The following is a 17,883-nucleotide window of genomic DNA, read 5'->3' as shown; positions in this document are numbered from 1 at the left end:
GTAATTTACAATGCCCACCAATAAACCGACCGGCGCGCAACTCGTCATCTCAACGCTGAAGGCGCTGGGCGTAGACGTGCTGTTCGGTTATCCGGGCGGTGCCATCATGCCGATCTATGACGCGCTGGCCGGGTCGGGCCTGCGTCACATTCTGGTGCGCCACGAACAGGGGGCGTCGTTCGCCGCTGATTCCTATGCCCGCGCCACAGGCCGCGTCGGCGTGTGCATGGCCACCTCCGGTCCCGGCGCGACCAATCTGATCACCGGCATCGCCAACGCCTATATGGACTCGGTCCCCGTCGTCTTTATCACCGGTCAGGTCGCCACGCACCTGATGGGCACCGATGGCTTTCAGGAAGTGGACTTTCTGGGCCTGACCCTGCCGGTCGTCAAACACTCGTGGCTGGTGCGCGACGCCGCACAAATTCCGGCCATCCTCGCCCGCGCCTTTGCCATCGCCAAGGAAGGCCGCCCCGGCCCGGTGCTGGTCGATATCCCGAAGGACGTCGCCGCCAGCTTTGTCGAAGCCTCCGAAATGGGTGAACTGCCCGCCTGGACGCCCGCCGCGCCGAAGGCCGACGCCATTGAGGCGGCCAAGACTCTGATCGAACAGGCCAAAAAGCCGTTGCTCTACATCGGCGGTGGCGTGCACATGGCCGATGCCGATGCCGAAATGCGCGACTTTGTCGAGCGCACTGGCATACCGTTCGTTTCTACCCTGAAAGGACTGGGGACGGTCTCAACCTATCACGACCTGCATCTGGGGATGCTGGGGATGCACGGCACCCGCGCCGGGAACATGGCCGTGCAGGAAACCGACCTGCTGATCGCCGTGGGGGCGCGTTTCGACGACCGCGCCACGGGCAAGCTGTCGGCCTTCGCCCCGCATGCCAGGGTCATCCATTTCGACATCGACCCGGCCGAGTTTCACAAGAATCGCCGCGCCGATGTGGCCATTCTGGGTGACCTGAAACTGGCCCTGCCTGCTCTGCGCCCGAGCATGCCCGACATTTCAGACTGGGTGAAGCTCAACAAAGCCAACAAGTGGCAGCACCGCTTCAAATATGACGCGCCGGGCAAAGGGGTGTATGCCCCGGCCTTGCTCAAGTCGCTGTCGGAAAAGGCGGGGAAGAAATTCATTGTTGCCTGCGACGTGGGTCAGCATCAGATGTGGGTGGCGCAGCATTGCGAGTTCGAGCAGAACCGCGCCCACCTGACCTCCGGTGGGTCTGGCGCGATGGGCTATGGCCTGCCCGCCGGCATGGGGGCCAAACTGGGCCTGCCCGACCACCACGTCGTTACCGTCTCCGGCGACGGCAGCTTCATGATGAATATTCAGGAGATGGCGACGCTGCGTCGTTACGGCATCAACCTGAAGATCGTCCTGCTCGACAATTCGTCGCTGGGGCTGGTGCGTCAGTGGCAGGAACTGTTTTACGAAGAAAATTACAGCGAAATCGACCTGTCCGACAATCCGGACTTTGTCGAGGTCGCGAAGGCGTTTGGCCTGAGTGCGTTCCGCATCACTCAGCGCCATGAGGTCGAAGGTGCCATCGACCGGCTTCTGGCCGCCGACGCCCCGACCTTGTTGCATGTGTTGATCGACCCGCGCGAAAATGTCTGGCCGCTGGTGCCGCCGGGCGCGTCGAACGCGGAAATGATGGAGGAGCGCTGGGATGAGCCAATCGATTCATATTGAGATCGACCGTCTGGAAGGCACGCTCCTGAGAGTGCTGGGTCTGATCGAGCGTCGAGGCTTCCACATTGATGAGATCGACCTGTACGATCTGGGTCCCGACACGCGCGGCCTAAGCGTCACCGTGCGTCCGCGCGATGCGGGCCGCAATGTCGACATTCTGGGGCTGCAAATCGACCGCCTCTATGGCATCAAGCGGCTTGAGCAGGCGCCGGATCGGGCGCAAACTGTCCGCCCTAACGCCGAAAAACTGAGCGCCTGAGTTCCATCATGAATGCCATCGTCCCCAACGACCCCAACCGCGTCATCGTCTTTGACACCACCCTGCGTGACGGCGAACAAGCCCCCGGCTTTTCGTTAGGCGTCAAGGATAAGCTGATGCTGGCCCATACGCTCAAGGATCTGGGCGTGGACGTCATCGAAGCCGGTTTTGCCGCCTCATCGCCCGGCGATGAGGAAGCCATCCGAACTATTGCCCGCGAAGTGGTCGGCCCGACCTTCTGTTCACTGTCGCGCGCGCTGGAATCCGACATCGACGCCGCCGCCCGCGCGCTGTTGCCCGCCAAGCGCAAGCGCTGCCACATCTTCCTCGCCACCTCGCCCATCCACCGCGCGGCCAAGCTGAAGAAGACGCGCGAGCAAGTGGTTGAAATTGCCCATAAGGCCGTAAGCTACGCCTCGACCATTTTTGACGAGGTCGAGTTCTCGCCTGAAGACGCTATCCGCACCGAGCAGGACTTCCTGCATGAGGTCTGTATCGCTGCAGCCGAGGCCGGGGCGCGCACGCTGAATATTCCGGATACGGTCGGCTACACCACGCCGAAAGAAATCTACCAGATTTTCAGTGACCTGAAGGCCGCCCTGAAGGACCATCCGCAGGTTATACTTTCGGCGCACAATCATGACGATCTGGGGCTGGGCGTCGCCAACACACTGGCCGCGCTCGAAGCCGGCGCACGTCAGATCGAGGTGACCATCAACGGCATCGGTGAGCGTGCAGGCAATGCAGCGCTGGAAGAGGTCGTCATGGCACTGCGCACGCGGCCTGAGCTGTTTAAGCTCCACACCGGCATCAACACGCCGCTGTTAAGCAAGGCGAGCCACCTCCTGTCGCGAGCCACCGGCACCATCGTCATGCGCAACAAGGCAGTCGTCGGCCGCAATGCCTTCGCCCACGAATCAGGCATCCATCAGCACGGTATGCTGACCGATGCGCGCACCTATGAGATCATGCGCCCGGAAGACGTCGGGGCGGAAAAGTCGAATCTGGTTCTGGGCAAGCATTCGGGCCGCCACGCTATCGCCAAGCAGGCGGCGGCACTGGGCTTTGACCTCGACGAACTGTCGCTGGGCGACCTGTTCGCCGCCTTTAAGCGTCGGGCTGATGAGATCGGTGAAATCGACGAGTTTGAGCTGATGTCGCTGCTCACGCGCGACAACGCCGACAAGGATGATGCGCGCCTGTTCAAGGTGTCGAGCGAAGTCACCAAGGACTTCGTCACCATCACGCTCGACCTGTTCCGCGACAACGGCGAACCGTTGAAGGTGACGGCCACGGGGCTTAATGCCTTTGAGGCCGGGTTCCGCGCTCTGGTGGACGCCTATCAGATCGAGGCGCGCGTCAATGACTGCGAAATCATCCAGTCGGGGTTCACCTTCGACGGGGGGGCCTTTGCAGAAATCAGTTTACAGATTAAGGGTGAGGCATACCGGGGCCGTGGTCGCGGCCCCGACCCTGTATGGGCCGGGCTTCGCGCCATGTGCGACGCTTTTGAAAAATACGTCTTCCTGCACGACCGGAAGACTCATGCCTCAAACCTGAATTCTGAGAAACAACATGAAACCGCTCGCTGAAAAAATCTGGTTCAACGGTGAACTCAAGGCGTGGGAGGACACCAAGGTCCACGTCATGACCCACGCCCTGCACTATGGCACCTCGGTGTTTGAGGGCGTGCGCGCCTACGACACGCCGAAGGGCCCGGCAGTCTTCCGCCTCACCGAACACACCCAGCGCCTGCTCGATTCGGCCCGCATCTATCACATGCCGGTGCCCTACACGCTGCAACAGATCAACGACGCCTGTAAGGAAACCCTGCGCGTCAACGGCCTGAAGTCGGCCTATCTGCGCCCAATCGCCTTCCTGGGCGAATGCGGTATGGGCGTGACGCCGAAGCCGGAAAACGTTCGCGTCGATGTCGCCATCGCCGCTTTCCCGTGGGGGGCTTATCTGGGCGACGAAGGCCTGACCAAGGGCGTCGACGTCATCGTCTCCTCGTGGAACCGAGCCGCGCCGAACACCATCCCCGTCATGGCCAAGGCCGGCGGCAACTATCTGTCGTCCTACCTGATCGGCCGCGAAGCGCGCTCGAAGGGCTATGTCGAAGGTCTGGGCCTCGGCGTCGATGGGCGTCTTTCGGAAGGGGCAGGTGAGAACCTGTTCCTGATGATGGGCGGCAAGATCTACACCCCGCCGGTCTCGGCCTCTATCCTGGGCGGTATCACGCGCAACACTGTGCTAACTCTGGCCCGCGAAGAGGGCATCGAGATCATCGAGCAAGACCTGCCGCGCGAAATGCTCTACCTCGCCGACGAAGTGTTCATGACTGGTACGGCGGCGGAAATCACGCCGATCCGCACGATCGACGACATTCCGACCCGTGAAAACGGCCCCGGCCCGATCACCAAGCTGCTGCAGGCGCGTTTCCACGGCCTGTTCAACGGCCAGACCGAAGATAAGTGGGGCTGGCTCGATTACGTGAATTAAACCGCCACGGGGGTGACCCCGATGGTGCCATTCCAACCACCGCGCGGTTTTTTGGCCGCGCGGCACCCCTCCCCTGAGATCAGGGGAGGCTCTTTTATGAAGTGCACGGACGACCATCATGTCAAAACCCAAATCATTGTTCGAGAAGGTGTGGGAACGCCACATCGTTGAGGAAGAAGGCGCGGACAAGCCCGCCGTCCTCTACATCGACCTGCATCTGGTTCATGAGGTGACCAGCCCTCAGGCGTTTTCCGAACTGGATGCGCGCGGCCTAAAGGTACGTCGTCCCGACCGCACCTTTGCCACCCTCGATCACTCGATCCCGACGCTGGCCCCGGACGCCGATGGCAACCGACCCTACGTGACGGCGCAGGCCAAGAAGCAGGTCGAAACGCTTGAGGCCAATGCCGCAAAAAACGGTCTTCGCCTGTTCGGTTACGACGCCGAAAACCGTGGCGTCGTCCACGTCATAGGGCCGGAAATGGGCCTCACCCAGCCGGGCTTCACGGTCGTTTGCGGCGACTCGCACACCTCGACCCATGGCGCTTTCGGCTGCATCGCCTTTGGCATAGGTACCTCGGAAGTTGGCCATGTTCTGGCCACCCAGTGCCTCGCCCAACGTAAGCCAAAGACTATGCGCATCAACATCACCGGCGCGCTGCAACCGGGCGTGACGGGTAAGGACGTGGCGCTCACCGTCATCAACACGCTGGGCTTTTCCGGCGGCACGGGCTATGCCCTCGAATATGCCGGTCCGGTCATCGAAGCGCTCGACATGGAAGGCCGCATGACGGTCTGTAACCTGTCGATCGAAGCTGGCGCGCGCTGCGGCATGATCGCCCCTGACCAGAAAACGGTCGAATGGCTGCGCGGCCGCGAATACGTGCCGCAAGGCGCGGCCTTTGACGAAGCCGCCACCCAGTGGCTGACGCTGAAGTCCGACGACGGCGCAGTCTTCGACAAGGAAATCACCATCGACGGTTCGGCCATCGAACCCATGGCGACTTGGGGCACCTCGCCCGATCAGGGTGCGCCGATCGTCAAGGGCGTGCCCGTGGCCGCCAACGAAGACGAAGAACGCGCTCTGAAGTATATGGGCTTCACCGGCGGCGAGGCCCGCGAGGTGGAAAAGGTCGATGTGGTATTTATCGGTTCGTGCACCAATGGCCGCATGGCCGATCTGCGCGCCGCCGCTGCCATCATGAAGGGCCGCAAGGTCGCGCCGGGCGTACGCGCCCTCATCGTGCCGGGTTCGGAATGGGTGCGCGTCGAAGCCGAAAAAGAAGGTCTGCACCAGATCTTTCTCGAAGCCGGTGCCGAATGGCGTCTGCCGGGCTGCTCGATGTGCATTGCCATGAACGGCGACTTCGTGTTGCCGGGGCAACTGGCCGTTTCGACCTCGAACCGCAATTTCGAAGGCCGCCAGGGACCCGGTTCGCGCACGGTTCTGGCCTCGCCGGCGACCGCCGCGGCCTCGGCCATCGCCGGTCATGTGGCCGATCCCCGCCAATTCATGCAGCTTGAAAGCGCCTAACTTTTCGCCTCCCCCTGCACAGCGGGGAGGACGGGAAAAAAGAGAACCCAATGTCTAACCAAGAACCCGTCAACAGCTTCTCCTCACGCATCGTCGTCCTGCCGGAAGCTAATATCGACACCGATCAGATCATCCCCGCGCGCTTCCTGACCACGACCACAAAGGCGGGTCTGGGCAAGGTCGCGTTCAACGACTGGCGCTACAATGCCGACGGCTCGAACAAGCCGCACATCCTCAATGAGATCGACCCGACCGAGCACCGCGTGTTGGTCGCCGGTAACAATCTCGGCTGCGGCTCGTCGCGCGAACACGCCCCATGGGCGCTGATGGATTATGGCTTCAAGGCGGTCATCTCCACCGAGATCGCCGACATCTTCAAGTCGAACAGCCTGAAAAACGGCCTACTGCCGGTCGTGGTGTCGCCCGAAATTCACGACAAGCTGACGCAAAACCCGCAGCAGCGCGTCACCATCGACCTCGAATCCTGCACCTTGACTCTGGAAGACGGCACCACTGTCACCTTCCAGGTTGAAGCCTTCGCGCGCCAATGCCTGCTGGAAGGCGTCGATGCCATGGGCTGGCTGTTGAAGCGCCTGCCGGAAATCGAAGCCTACGAGCAAACCAACGGAAAGGCCGCTTGATAATGCCAAATTTCAACATCGTCGTGCTGCCGGGTGACGGCATCGGTCCCGAAGTCGCCGCCGCGGGCGTCTCCGCGCTGAAGGCCATCGGTGAGGTCTATGGCCACACCTTCAACTTCGAAGAAAAGCTGATCGGCGGCATCGCTATTGATGAGCGCAACGACCCCTACCCCGCCGATACCGACGCCGCCTGTCTGGCCGCCGATGCGGTGCTGCTCGGGGCCGTCGGTGGCCCGAAGTGGGACCTGCAACCCAAGCGCCCGGAACAGGGCCTTCTGGCCGTGCGTAAGTCGATGGGCCTGTTCGCCAATCTGCGCCCGATGGACGTCCCGGCCTCGCAGGCTTTCCGTTCGCCGTTGAAAGAAGAGATCGTGTCGGGGGCCGACATGCTGATCGTTCGCGAACTGACCGGCGGCCTCTATTTCGGCAAGCAGACCCGGACCGATGACCGCGCCGTCGATGAATGCGTCTACACGGTCGAAGAGATCGAGCGCGTCGCCCGCGTGGCTTTTGAAGCCGCCCGCAAGCGCCGCAACAAGGTCACCTCGGTAGATAAGGCCAATGTCATCGAGACCTCGCGTCTTTGGCGCGAAACGGTTATCAAGCTGCATAAGGCGGAATATTCGGATGTTGAGCTGGAGCACGCTCTGGTCGATTCGATGGCCATGCACTTGGTCACACGTCCGAAGTCGTTTGACGTGATTGTCACCGAAAACATGTTCGGCGACATCTTGTCCGACCTCGCCTCGGTGCTGCCGGGCTCGATTGGTTTGCTGGGTTCGGCCTCGCTGGGCTCCGGTAAAGGCCTCTATGAGCCCATCCACGGCTCCGCCCCGGACATTGCGGGCAAGGACCTTGCCAACCCCATCGGCACGCTGAAGTCCGTGGCCATGATGCTGCGCTTCTCGCTCAATCTGAGCGCCGAAGCCGACGCGCTGGACGCCGCCATCGAAGCGGTAATCAAGGCCGGGCAACTGACCCGCGATCTGGGCGGCACGCTGGCCGGTTCGGAAGTCACCAAGGCGATCGTAGCGCAAATCCATGCGGCCAAGGTCGCGGCGTAAGCGCCACGCAAATTTGCAATGACAAAACCCCGCCGGAGCGCTCCGGCGGGGTTCTTTGTTTTTCGGGAGACAGGACTAAAAGGCCGCTTTCAACGCCGCCTCGTCAAATCCTTCAACCTCGATCTGTTTGAGGCGTGACGAATCTCCGGCCAGCAGCGACAAGCGCGATTTAGGCAACTTCAGTCGCTTGGCGAGAAAGGCGATTAGCGCCTCATTCGCGCGCCCCTCTATTGGCGGCGCGGTGACACGAACCTTGAGGTAGGGCCGCCCCTGCTCATCCATGTCCCAGCCATCGACGCGATCCGCTGCGGCCTTGGGCGTCAGGCGCACGACCAGCCGGGCCAATCACATACCCGTCAGGCCATAGAGGCCACCGCGCGCCATGGGCAGCAGATAGCGCTGCATCCCCTGAATGATCAGGATGGCGATGATCGGACTGATGTCGATACCGCCCAGATTGGGAATGACACGGCGGAAGGGCTCAAGGATCGGATAGGTCAGGCGATCCAGCATATCGAGGATGCGGTACACGCCGGGATTGCGCGTATTGATGACGTTAAACGCCACCAGCCAGCTCAGGATCGCGCTGATGATGATGACCCACACCGCGAAAGACAAAATACCGTTGAGGACGAAAAAGACGAAATCGATCATGGAAAACCCTTGGCACCCGGCATGTCCGGCTTTTTGTGAATATAGCGGTGCCGACAGCTATAACAAGTCAAACCCGACTTGACAGTCTCCGGCGTTCGATTAAAAGACGCCTTCCACAAGGAATGGGGCTATAGCTCAGTTGGTAGAGCGCCTCGTTCGCAATGAGGAGGCCAGCGGTTCGAATCCGCTTAGCTCCACCATTTCTTGCTCGACCTCACGCCCGCCGCGCTTATCGCCGGCGGGCGTTGGTTTATCCGCCTCCTCACAAACTCACGCCGCCAGATAGCTTTTGAGGAAGGCCTCGTGCGTCGGCATGGCTTCAACTGTGCGGGCGATATTCGTCTTCAGGCCGTCCAGCGCCTGACGCAGTTGCGCTTCACTCATCAGTTGGCCGATGGCGTGGTGCGATTGGGGCTCAAGCCTTTGGCCCAGCAGCACCTGCACCCACGAATCGACGCGGAACAGGTCATCGGCCGCCTGCCAGGCGTGGCCGTGTTCACGGAACATCTCAAGCCGCTCGGTCAGGCTGTCGGGCACGCTCATCTCGCGCCGTTCGCGCCAGAAGCCCGTGTCGTCGCGCTGGGTCAGCTTGTAGTGCAGAATGACGAAGTCACGCACCTTCTCGATTTCACGCCGCGCAATCTCATTGTAGTGGTCGCTCACCGCCTCGGTGATGCCGCCGAAGGGGAACATCTGGATCAGGCGCGTCACGGCGATCTGAAACAGATGGATGCTGGTCGATTCCAACGGTTCGATAAAGCCGCTCGACAGGCCGACCGTCAGGCAGTTCTTGTTCCAGATCTTCCTGCGCCGCCCGGTGCGATACCGGATCAGTCTCGGCTCGGTCAGGGGCTCCCCATCGACCAGCGACAACAGGCGTTCGCGCGCCGCCTCATCGGTCAGGTGCCCACTGGCATAGACCAGCCCGTTGCCCACGCGGTTCTGTAGCGGGATGCGCCAGCGCCAGCCTTCGCCGTGCGCAATGGCGCGCGTATAGGGATCGAGCCGCCCGGACGGCGCGGTCTGTACAGCCAGCGCCCGATCGGTGGGCAGCCAGTGGCTCCAGTCCTCAAAACCGGTCTTCAGCGTCTCTTCGATCAGAAGCCCCTTGAAGCCCGTGCAGTCGATAAACAGGTCGCCGTCGATGACCTCACCGGACTCCAGTTCCAGCGCCGTGATAAAGCCGGTGTCAGCGTCCTGACGCACCTGACGGATGCGACCTTCGATGCGCTTAGCCCCGCATGATTCGCTGAGCTGCCTTAAGAACCGGCCGTAAAGCACGGCGTCGAAATGATAGGCATAGTTGATGCGCGCCGTGTCCGAAGTGAAGAACTTGCCCTCTTCCGCTGCCCGCAGCTCAAAACAATAGTCGCCCAGATCGCCGCCGAACCCTTTGTCACGCGCCGCCATCCACACGTGGTGGAACGGGGCCATCCAGTTGGATTTGCCGATCTCACCGAAGGAGTGGATATAGCGGTCGCCGTCGCGCGCCCAGTTTTCAAAGGCGATGCCCAGCTTATAGGTGGCATTGGTCGCCTTAAGAAAGGCGCGTTCATCTATGCCCAGAAAGTGATGGAAGGTGCGCGCCGTGGGGATGGTTGCTTCGCCCACCCCGACAATGCCGATCTCTTCCGACTCGATCAGGGTGATGTCGATCAGCGTCCCCAGCAGCTTCGACAGGGCCGCCGCCGCGCACCATCCGGCGGTGCCACCGCCGGCAATAACTACCTTTTTGACCGGTTGCATGTCTCTTCCCTCAGCGATTCAGTTTTTGCAGCAGTTGTGCCCGCAGGCGTCTGGCTGTCATGTCGTTCAGCGTCCCCAGCGCGCCGCGCGCCGCCTCGGGGATGTGCGCGCCCGCCTGCTCGGCCGGGCCAAAGATGTAATAGTCGAACAGCGCCTTCCAGGCGTCCTTTTCCGTCTGGGGCCGATCGCGCAAGCTCAACAGACCGTGCAGCAGGGTGTTCATAGGCGTGTCCATAAAGGCCGGTGAGGTGTTCCACCAATAGTTCACTAGAATGTTGAACGGTGCAAAAGCCTCAACATGGTGCCACCACAAAGCCGGGTAGAAGAGGACATCGCCCGGTTCCATATCGGCCACCTGACCCGCGGCTTCGGCGTCGCGGAAGCGCGGGAAGCGCTCATAGTCGGGGGCCCGGAAATCAACCAGACTGACCACCTGCCCGCCCGGTGTCGGCTCCAGCGGGCCGGGATAGAGGTTTGCGACCTGATCCGGCGGAAAGAGGGTAAAGCGCCGCTGGCCGGCCACGCAGACGGCGATATTGTGCGACATGTCGAAATGGCAGGTCGCCGTGGTGCGGTTGCCGATCCAGATACTGGCCAAAGGCGGATTGTCCACAAACATGGGATGGGTAAGGCTCAGATCATTGCCCGCCTCACGCAGGCCCGGCAGGTACAGCCCCAGATCGGTCGAACCGATATAGAAGGACGGCGGTGCGGGGTCGTCGAGATGCGCCGCGACCTCCTCGAGAAACGCGCTGAGGTCAGTGCGCGCGGCGGTGAAATTCAACCCGGCCAAATCGTCGCGGTAGAAGAAGCGTCCGCCAATCTCCGGCGCGCCCGTATAGGCGGTCACTGGCCGCCCCTGATAGAAGCGGCGCAGATGCTCCATCGCCGCGGCGGCGCTGTGCAAGCCGTCGCGCACCAAAGGCCAGTCACGCGCCACGCCTTTAAGGATGACGGGCTTTTGTGAGGCCATCAGCTCATCAAACGGAATGGCGTCCGGCGCAATGCCGGTCACGACCTCGGTACGGCGGTCAATCTCAGCCATCAGAGCGCGACCCGCTTGCGGTTCTTCAGTTCAATGATACGGGTCATGTTGCCCATCGAGCCCGCAACCTGAAACGCCAGCGCCAGGAAACCGGCACGGTTCAAGCGCTCCAGCCCCTCCCCGCTGAGTTGCGACAGGGCCTCCTGACTGATCGAGAACAGGTCCGGGATCTTGTATTCGATGGTGTCATCGAGGCGGATGGCGATTTCGACGGGCGCGATCAGACCCTCGGCCTGAAACGCCGCAAACATAGGCGCATTGAGTTCCACGCCCTGATGGATGGTGCGCAGCGCGCGCATGTGCCGCTCCAGAGCGGGCGCGTTGCCTCCGTGCGGCAGGAAAACCGGCTCACCCTCACTGCGGCTCAGGCGCGGATGATCGAGATCGACCATGAGCATGGGTTGATCGTCGTTCATCCCAATCAGGAACGGCCCCCGGTTGCTCATGGCCGGGACGTGGCGCGCCTGCCACTGATCGTCCACCAGAAACAGGTTTTCGTCCTTATCTAGGCCCAGCAGAGCATAGGTCTGAAAGCCGCCGTTTTCCGTCTGGCGGAAATAGAGCGGATAGTCGCGCTGAAGCTCGGCAAACTCGGGGGCAAAGACGGGGATTTCATTTACAGCGTCGCCAAATGCCGGGCCGTGACCGCCGATGACCCTAAGGTCGTGATGCTGAACATTATCAAGGAGGACGGCGTTAGGCATGAAACACTCTCGCAACGAATATAGAGAACTTATCCCACCTGTCTCAAACGACAAGACGGGCAGAAGGCAGGAAGGGCCGCGGTTGCCCGCGGCCCTTCCCGTTTACACTTTACAACAGCATTAGAACTTGTAGCGGACACCGATCTGATAACGGGTATCCAGTTCCTGAGCGAAGTAGAGGTTGGAGGTATCACGTCCATACTGACGGATGTGCTCCTTGGTCAGATTCAGAGCTTCGAATGTGACCTGAATGTTCGACGTCACCGTGTAGTTGACCGAAGCATCCAAAACCCCAAAGGCTTCGAAGTACTGCGGGTCACCCTGAGAGCCGACATTGGTGTTGGCGATATACTTGTCACGCCAGTTGTAGGCCAGACGACCCGACAGCGGACCCTTATCGTAGATCAGGGTAACGTTGTAGGTATCCGACAGACCCAGCAGCGGGAACTGAAGCGTGCCCGGTGCGGCCGAGTTGTCGAAGCCGATGTCGCCATCAACCGTCGTCAAGCTGCCCGACACACCCCAACCGGTGCTACCGAAGAAGTGCTGGAAGGCCGCTTCGAAACCATGGATGTTCGCGGTCTTGTTGTTGACCGGGATCGAGGTGTCGAAGTTGAACAGCGGATCGGCCGAGTTAGCGGTAATATCATAGGCGGCGAGGATTTGATCCACGAAGGCCTGATTGAGGTTACCGTTGGTCGAATTGGCCGTGTACTCGTTCTTAGCCGCCGTCGTGTTACCGTTGTTCTTGATGACCAGAGCGGTCATGGTGAACAGGTTGACGTCGGTCGCCGATTGACCCAGTTCACCCAGTGCGGTCTTGGCCGTACCGGAGCGTGAGCCTGCCGTAGCGGCGGTCGGGTCACGCAGGCTGAACAGGTTCTGAGTCACGCGGCCGGTGCCGATGAAGTTGGCCACGTCCTTGTTGTAGAAGCCAAGCGACACGTAGTTGGCCGGGCCATAGTACCATTCCGCCGAGAAGTCGATGTTCGACGATTCGAGCGGCAGCAGGGCCGGGTTGCCCGAAGAAGCCGTTGGGTTGGTCCCGTTGGCGGTCGGACGCGGCGGCGTGTTGACCGTCGTCGTGGCATACATGTTGCCATAGGCCGCACGCGCGATCGTCTTCGAGTACGAAGCGCGCAGCGTCACGTCATCACGCACATTCCACGAGATGTCGAGGTTCGGCAGCCAGTTGTCATAATCGGCTTGGCTGCTAAGCGTGGCCACGCCGGTGCCGAAATCGACCGCAAAGTCGTTGTCAGCGGTCCAGCGGATGGCGGTCGGAACGCTTTGCAGGGCCGAGGCCGTCACATTGGTCTTTTCATAGCGCAGACCGGCGACGACGCCGACGGGCTTACCGAGGAAGTCACCCTTCAGGGTCAACTGGCCATAGATCGCCTTGATGTCTTCTTCGATGGTGTTGGCCGTCAAAGAAGTGGTCGGCAGCGACTGGTTATAGCCCTTGGCCAGCCCACGGTAGATGTCGAGCGCATTGCCACGGAAGGCGACGTTCGACTGACCAGGCGTGAAGTCCTGGAACAGGCCGCCCAGATCATAGGTCGTAACCAGACCCGGCGCGTATTGCGCCACATCACCCGGACGCGAGATACCCCAGTCACCCAGTGCCTGATAGGTCGAACCCGTCGTCGTCGTCATTTTCGACTTCAGCAGGTCGATACCACCGTCGAAGCGGCTTTCGCCGTCGAAGTCGTAGGCGAAATCGACCTTGAATTCGTCGATCTTATTGGTCTGGCTGTTAGTCCAGGTACGGCCGACCTGAGACCCCAGATCGCCTGCATCGAGACGGCCATTGTTGTTGCCGCGCAGCGCATCATTGATGGTGTACTTCTGAACCGGGATCTCCCCGCGGAAGTCCACCGAGTGCGATGCCACGACCGGCGCACCGATCGAGATAGCGACAGCCGTCGAACCATCGGGGTTGTTCGGCAGAACCTCGCCTTCCGACGAGTGCGCGTCGAAGGTCAGGCTCATCTTGTCATTGATGTCCCACTTGGCATTAAAGCCCAGCGACTTCAGGGTGCTCTTAAGGCCGACGAGTTGCTGTTCGAAGCCGATGTCCTTCACGCCCGACAGGTTTTCCTGCAGGAAGACAGCGTTATAGATGCCCGAAGCGCCCTTTTCGAAGACGATCTGATCGAACGGACGGTTGAACCAGTTGGTCTGTTCAGCGCGCTTTTCAGTGGCTTCGTTCTTGACGTAAACCGCATCCGCCGTGAACAGCCAGTTTTCTGCTGGGCGCCATTGCGCCGTGGCCACGAGGTTAGTGCGCTCGTTGTGCGTTTCAGACAGGGCGTAGCGGCTGTCGTTCGGATAGGCAACCAGCGAACCAGCCGGCGGCGCATTGGTGATCTGGGTCAGCAGCGTGGTCTGATTCGAGGCGTAGCGCAGACGGCCGCTAGAGGCGCTGTAGAATTGGTCGCGCGGATCAAGGTTCCAGCTGTTCTGGGTCGCCTGACGGGTCGCGACATCCTTTTCGGCGAACTGACCGAACAGGGCCACACCGAAGGTGTTGTCATCGTTCGTCCACTTGTAGGTACCGGCGATTTCCGGGGTCCAGTCCTTGCCGTCGATCAGGTTTTCACCGTGCACCGCCTTGGCCGAAATAGAACCCGCCGAGCCGGCCTTGCCGATCGGGCGCAGGGTCTTGATATTCAGCGTAGCGCCGATGCCGCCCGAAGCGATATTGGCCTTACCGGTCTTATAGACTTCAAAGCCCGACACGCCATCCGAAGCGATGCTGGAGAAGTCGAAGTTACGCGAACCACCGCCTGCGGTGATGTTGCCCGTACCCACGGCACCGATCTGCGCCGAAGGCATCACGCGGCCGTTCAGGGTGACGAGGTTGAAGCCCGGACCAAAGCCGCGCACAGTCACGGTCGAACCCTCGCCGTTGGTGCGGTCAATCGACACACCCGGAATGCGCTGAACCGATTCGGCAAGGTTGGTATCCGGATACTTACCGATGTCTTCCGACGTGATGGCATCCACAACGCCGGTCGCGTTGCGCTTGATGTTCATTGAGCGTTGCAGCGAGCCGCGCACACCCGTGATGATCACGGTTTCGACATTGTCGCCCGACGCGGGCGCAGCGTCCTGCGCGTAGGCGGCACCCGCCAGCATCGCCATACCCGACGCGCTGCACAGGACCATGTTACGGATTACGCGGCGAGCGCCACGCGAAGACACACCGTTAGTCGGTGAAGTCATGATTTCCTCCCAGAAGTTGGATCTTTTTTACTAATAAAAACGCTCTTTGAGTGCGCGAATTCGCCGTCGGGCTTCCCTCATCCGGACGAAACACGGTACTAAGGACACATAGCGGCACGACTCCGCCGAGGGCAGGAGTACGGGCTCAGTTATCGGCAAGGTTTGAAGCCCTACACGTTCTTCCCTGTTTGCGACTTGAGTCGCTTATTGTTGGATAGCGCTAACATGACAGCGCTGTCCACGCTACCGATCTTTTACAGATTTTTACAGTGATGACAAGCTAATGGCCTTATTGCGACAAAAGGGCCACATGGATGTCGGGCGTGACACCGGGATCATAGCCGCCAATAAGTTAAATTTATCCAAAGTATAAAAATTATAGATTTGTTTTCTGAACCAAAATGGGGAATACAGCATCGTCCATTTCATGAAAGGATTTCCCCAATGGCCCTCATCAATACCCCGATCAAGCCCTTCAAAGCCACCGCGTACAAGGAAGGCAAGTTCGTCGATATTTCGGATGCCGACACCAAGGGCAAGTGGTCGATCTTCTTCTTCTACCCGGCCGACTTTACCTTTGTCTGCCCGACCGAGCTGGAGGACCTGGCCGGCATTTATCCGGACCTGCAAAAGCTGAACGTCGAAGTCTATTCGGTATCGACCGACACGCACTTCTCGCACAAGGCCTGGCATGACACCTCGCCCGCCATCGGCAAGATCAACTACTACATGGTCGGTGACCAGTCGGGCACCATCACTAACAATTTCGACGTGATGCGTCCGGGCGTCGGCTTGGCCGACCGCGCCACCTTCCTCGTCGATCCCGAAGGCATCATCCAGTTCATGGAAATCACCTCGGAAGGCGTGGGCCGCAACGCCACCGAGCTGTTCCGCAAGGTGAAGGCCGCTCAGTACGTCGCTTCGCACCCCGGCGAAGTGTGCCCGGCCAAGTGGGAAGAGGGTGAAAAGACCCTGGCTCCGTCGCTGGACCTTGTTGGGAAGATCTAGTCTGGTCATGAGGGGAGGCCCGCCTCCCCTCATTTCCCCTACAGTTTGAAGGAAAGTCTCTCAAGGGCCACCGTTCGAGACTTTTCGCATTCCAAGTGAGCTGGCTTTGCCAGCATTATTCTCCATATCCAGGCTCTGCGGAGCCCGCATATAGACAATGATTTTCACGACAATATACGGAGTACGCCATGCTTGACGACGGCATGAAGGCCCAACTGAAGGCCTATCTCGAAAACCTGCGCACACCGATCGAACTGGTGGCCCACACCGATGATCAGCCAAAGTCTCGCGAGTTGGTCGATCTGCTTGAAGACATAGTGGCCGCCTCAACCAAGGTAACCCTGACCGTCTCGTCCGGAGGCGAACGCGTGCCTTCCTTCGATATCGTTCGCAGCGGCAGCCCTGAGGTCGCCGTGACCTTTGCCGGCCTGCCCATGGGCCATGAGTTCACCTCTCTCGTGCTGGCGCTCCTGTGGGTCGGCGGCCACCCGCCCAAAGTCGAAGCCGAGGTAATTGAGCAGGTCAAGGCGCTCGATATCGAAGGCGAACTGCACTTTGAAACCTATTTCTCGTTATCGTGCCAGAACTGCCCCGACGTGGTGCAGGCGCTGAGCCTGATGAGCGTCCTGAACCCGAAGATAAAGCACGTCGCCATCGACGGCGCACTCTTTAAGGACGAGGTCGAAAAGCGTCAGGTCATGGCTGTGCCGACCATTCTGCTGAACGGTCAGCCCTTTGGTCAGGGCCGAATGGGGCTGGAGCAAATTCTGGCTAAGCTCGACACCGGGGCGCAATCGCGTGAAGCCGAAAAGATCAGCGCCAAGTCGGAATTCGACGTCCTGGTCGTCGGCGGCGGCCCCGCCGGCGCCTCGGCCGCCATCTACGCCGCGCGCAAAGGCATCCGCACCGGTGTCGTGGCCGAGCGCTTTGGCGGTCAGGTGCTCGACACCATGGATATCGAGAACTTCATCTCTGTGCCCCACACCGAAGGCCCGAAGCTCGCCACCGCGCTGGAGCAGCATGTCAAGGACTATGAGGTCGATATCATGAATCTCCAGACTGCGACACAACTGATACCGGCGGCCACGCCCGGCGGCCTGATCGAGGTGAAGCTGCAAAGCGGCGCTTCGGTAAAGTCGCGCACCGTCATCCTTTCGACCGGTGCCCGCTGGCGCAATATGAACGTGCCCGGTGAAACCGAGTACAAAAACAAGGGCGTGGCGTACTGCCCACATTGCGACGGCCCGTTGTTCAAGGGCAAGCGCGTGGCCGTCATAGGTGGCGGCAATTCAGGCGTCGAGGCGGCCATTGATCTGGCCGGCATCGTCGCCGAAGTAACCCTGCTGGAGTTCGCGGCCGAACTGCGCGCCGACGCGGTCCTGCAACGCAAGCTCTATAGCCTGCCGAACGTCAAGGTGCTGACCAATGCCCAGACGACCGAGGTCACGGGCGACGGCAGCAAGGTAACGGGTCTGAGGTATAAGGACCGCCTGCACGACGTAGCGCACGACATCGAACTGGAAGGCATCTTTGTGCAGATTGGTCTGGTGCCCAACACCGAATGGCTGAAAGGCACACTTGCCCTGTCGAAGCACGGCGAGGTCGAGGTGAATGCCAAGGGGGAGACCTCACTGCCGGGCGTTTTCGCAGCGGGCGACTGCACCACCGTGCCGTACAAACAGATCATCATCGCTATGGGCGAAGGCTCCAAGGCCTCCCTGTCAGCCTTTGATCACCTAATCCGAAGCACGGCCCCAGCGGACGTCATTGCCGCCTGAGTCAGACGGGTTCTCAAGAAA

Annotated in this window: 15 protein-coding genes and 1 tRNA gene; 10 read left to right on the top strand and 6 right to left on the bottom strand. The window is 60.7% G+C overall.

Annotated elements, in window-relative coordinates; genetic code table 11:
- The first annotated feature begins 10 nt into the window (after positions 1–10).
- The 7 genes from ilvG (at position 11) to leuB (ending at position 7,699) form a co-directional block, all read left to right on the top strand.
- Positions 11–1,699 carry an acetolactate synthase 2 catalytic subunit gene (gene ilvG / locus ASTEX_RS03535; RefSeq protein WP_013478233.1) on the top strand — a complete coding sequence of 563 codons (1,689 nt, stop codon included), beginning with the start codon at positions 11–13 and terminating at the stop codon, positions 1,697–1,699.
- Entirely contained in the window at positions 1,677–1,958 is a 282-nt protein-coding gene (locus tag ASTEX_RS03530; protein WP_013478232.1) for an ACT domain-containing protein, read from the top strand. Before ilvG ends, ASTEX_RS03530 begins: the two co-directional genes overlap by 23 nt.
- An 8-nt stretch (positions 1,959–1,966) precedes the next feature.
- Positions 1,967–3,550, top strand: a complete 1,584-nt coding sequence (locus tag ASTEX_RS03525; RefSeq protein ID WP_013478231.1) for a 2-isopropylmalate synthase — start codon at positions 1,967–1,969, stop codon at positions 3,548–3,550.
- Complete coding sequence (locus ASTEX_RS03520; RefSeq protein WP_013478230.1) at positions 3,534–4,460, top strand: branched-chain amino acid transaminase; 927 nt, start codon at positions 3,534–3,536, stop codon at positions 4,458–4,460. Before ASTEX_RS03525 ends, ASTEX_RS03520 begins: the two co-directional genes overlap by 17 nt.
- 118 nt (positions 4,461–4,578) lie before the next feature.
- Positions 4,579–5,994 carry a 3-isopropylmalate dehydratase large subunit gene (leuC, locus tag ASTEX_RS03515; RefSeq protein ID WP_013478229.1) on the top strand — a complete coding sequence of 472 codons (1,416 nt, stop codon included), beginning with the start codon at positions 4,579–4,581 and terminating at the stop codon, positions 5,992–5,994.
- A gap of 50 nt (positions 5,995–6,044) precedes the next feature.
- A complete protein-coding gene (gene leuD, locus ASTEX_RS03510) occupies positions 6,045–6,635 on the top strand; it encodes a 3-isopropylmalate dehydratase small subunit (RefSeq protein WP_013478228.1) in 591 nt (196 codons plus the stop codon).
- A gap of 2 nt (positions 6,636–6,637) precedes the next feature.
- Positions 6,638–7,699, top strand: coding sequence for a 3-isopropylmalate dehydrogenase (gene leuB / locus ASTEX_RS03505; protein WP_013478227.1), 1,062 nt, complete (start codon positions 6,638–6,640; stop codon positions 7,697–7,699).
- A gap of 75 nt (positions 7,700–7,774) precedes the next feature.
- On the opposite strand, the gene ASTEX_RS03500 is transcribed toward leuB, so the two are convergent.
- Both ASTEX_RS03500 and ASTEX_RS03495 read right to left on the bottom strand, forming a co-directional pair.
- Positions 7,775–8,044 carry a DUF167 domain-containing protein gene (locus tag ASTEX_RS03500; RefSeq protein WP_013478226.1) on the bottom strand — a complete coding sequence of 90 codons (270 nt, stop codon included), beginning with the start codon at positions 8,042–8,044 and terminating at the stop codon, positions 7,775–7,777.
- Complete coding sequence (locus tag ASTEX_RS03495) at positions 8,045–8,353, bottom strand: YggT family protein (RefSeq protein WP_013478225.1); 309 nt, start codon at positions 8,351–8,353, stop codon at positions 8,045–8,047.
- A gap of 124 nt (positions 8,354–8,477) precedes the next feature.
- On the opposite strand from ASTEX_RS03495, the gene ASTEX_RS03490 reads away from it, so the two are divergent.
- Positions 8,478–8,553 (top strand) — tRNA-Ala (locus ASTEX_RS03490).
- Positions 8,554–8,623: 70 nt separating this feature from the next.
- Here the strand turns inward: ASTEX_RS03490 and ASTEX_RS03485 are convergent.
- The 4 genes from ASTEX_RS03485 to ASTEX_RS03470 all read right to left on the bottom strand — a co-directional run bounded on the left by ASTEX_RS03485 (position 8,624) and on the right by ASTEX_RS03470 (position 15,076).
- Positions 8,624–10,099 (bottom strand): tryptophan halogenase family protein, encoded by a 1,476-nt coding sequence (locus tag ASTEX_RS03485; RefSeq protein WP_013478224.1) that lies wholly within the window; start codon positions 10,097–10,099, stop codon positions 8,624–8,626.
- 10 nt (positions 10,100–10,109) lie between these two features.
- Positions 10,110–11,144: a cupin-like domain-containing protein gene (locus ASTEX_RS03480; RefSeq protein WP_013478223.1), complete on the bottom strand. Its 1,035-nt coding sequence runs from the start codon at positions 11,142–11,144 to the stop codon at positions 10,110–10,112.
- Positions 11,144–11,848, bottom strand: a complete 705-nt coding sequence (locus ASTEX_RS03475) for a SapC family protein (RefSeq protein ID WP_013478222.1) — start codon at positions 11,846–11,848, stop codon at positions 11,144–11,146. The genes ASTEX_RS03480 and ASTEX_RS03475 overlap by 1 nt, the downstream gene beginning before the upstream one ends.
- 120 nt (positions 11,849–11,968) lie before the next feature.
- Positions 11,969–15,076: a TonB-dependent receptor gene (locus ASTEX_RS03470; protein ID WP_013478221.1), complete on the bottom strand. Its 3,108-nt coding sequence runs from the start codon at positions 15,074–15,076 to the stop codon at positions 11,969–11,971.
- Positions 15,077–15,520: 444 nt separating this feature from the next.
- Between ASTEX_RS03470 and ahpC the strand changes: the two genes are divergently transcribed.
- A complete protein-coding gene (gene ahpC, locus ASTEX_RS03465; RefSeq protein ID WP_013478220.1) occupies positions 15,521–16,084 on the top strand; it encodes an alkyl hydroperoxide reductase subunit C in 564 nt (187 codons plus the stop codon).
- Positions 16,085–16,272: 188 nt separating this feature from the next.
- Positions 16,273–17,862, top strand: a complete 1,590-nt coding sequence (ahpF, locus tag ASTEX_RS03460; protein WP_013478219.1) for an alkyl hydroperoxide reductase subunit F — start codon at positions 16,273–16,275, stop codon at positions 17,860–17,862.
- The last annotated feature ends 21 nt before the right edge of the window (positions 17,863–17,883 follow it).

It is taken from the genome of Asticcacaulis excentricus CB 48, from assembly GCF_000175215.2.
GTDB lineage: Bacteria > Pseudomonadota > Alphaproteobacteria > Caulobacterales > Caulobacteraceae > Asticcacaulis > Asticcacaulis excentricus.
This window is presented reverse-complemented; position numbering and strand designations above follow the sequence as displayed.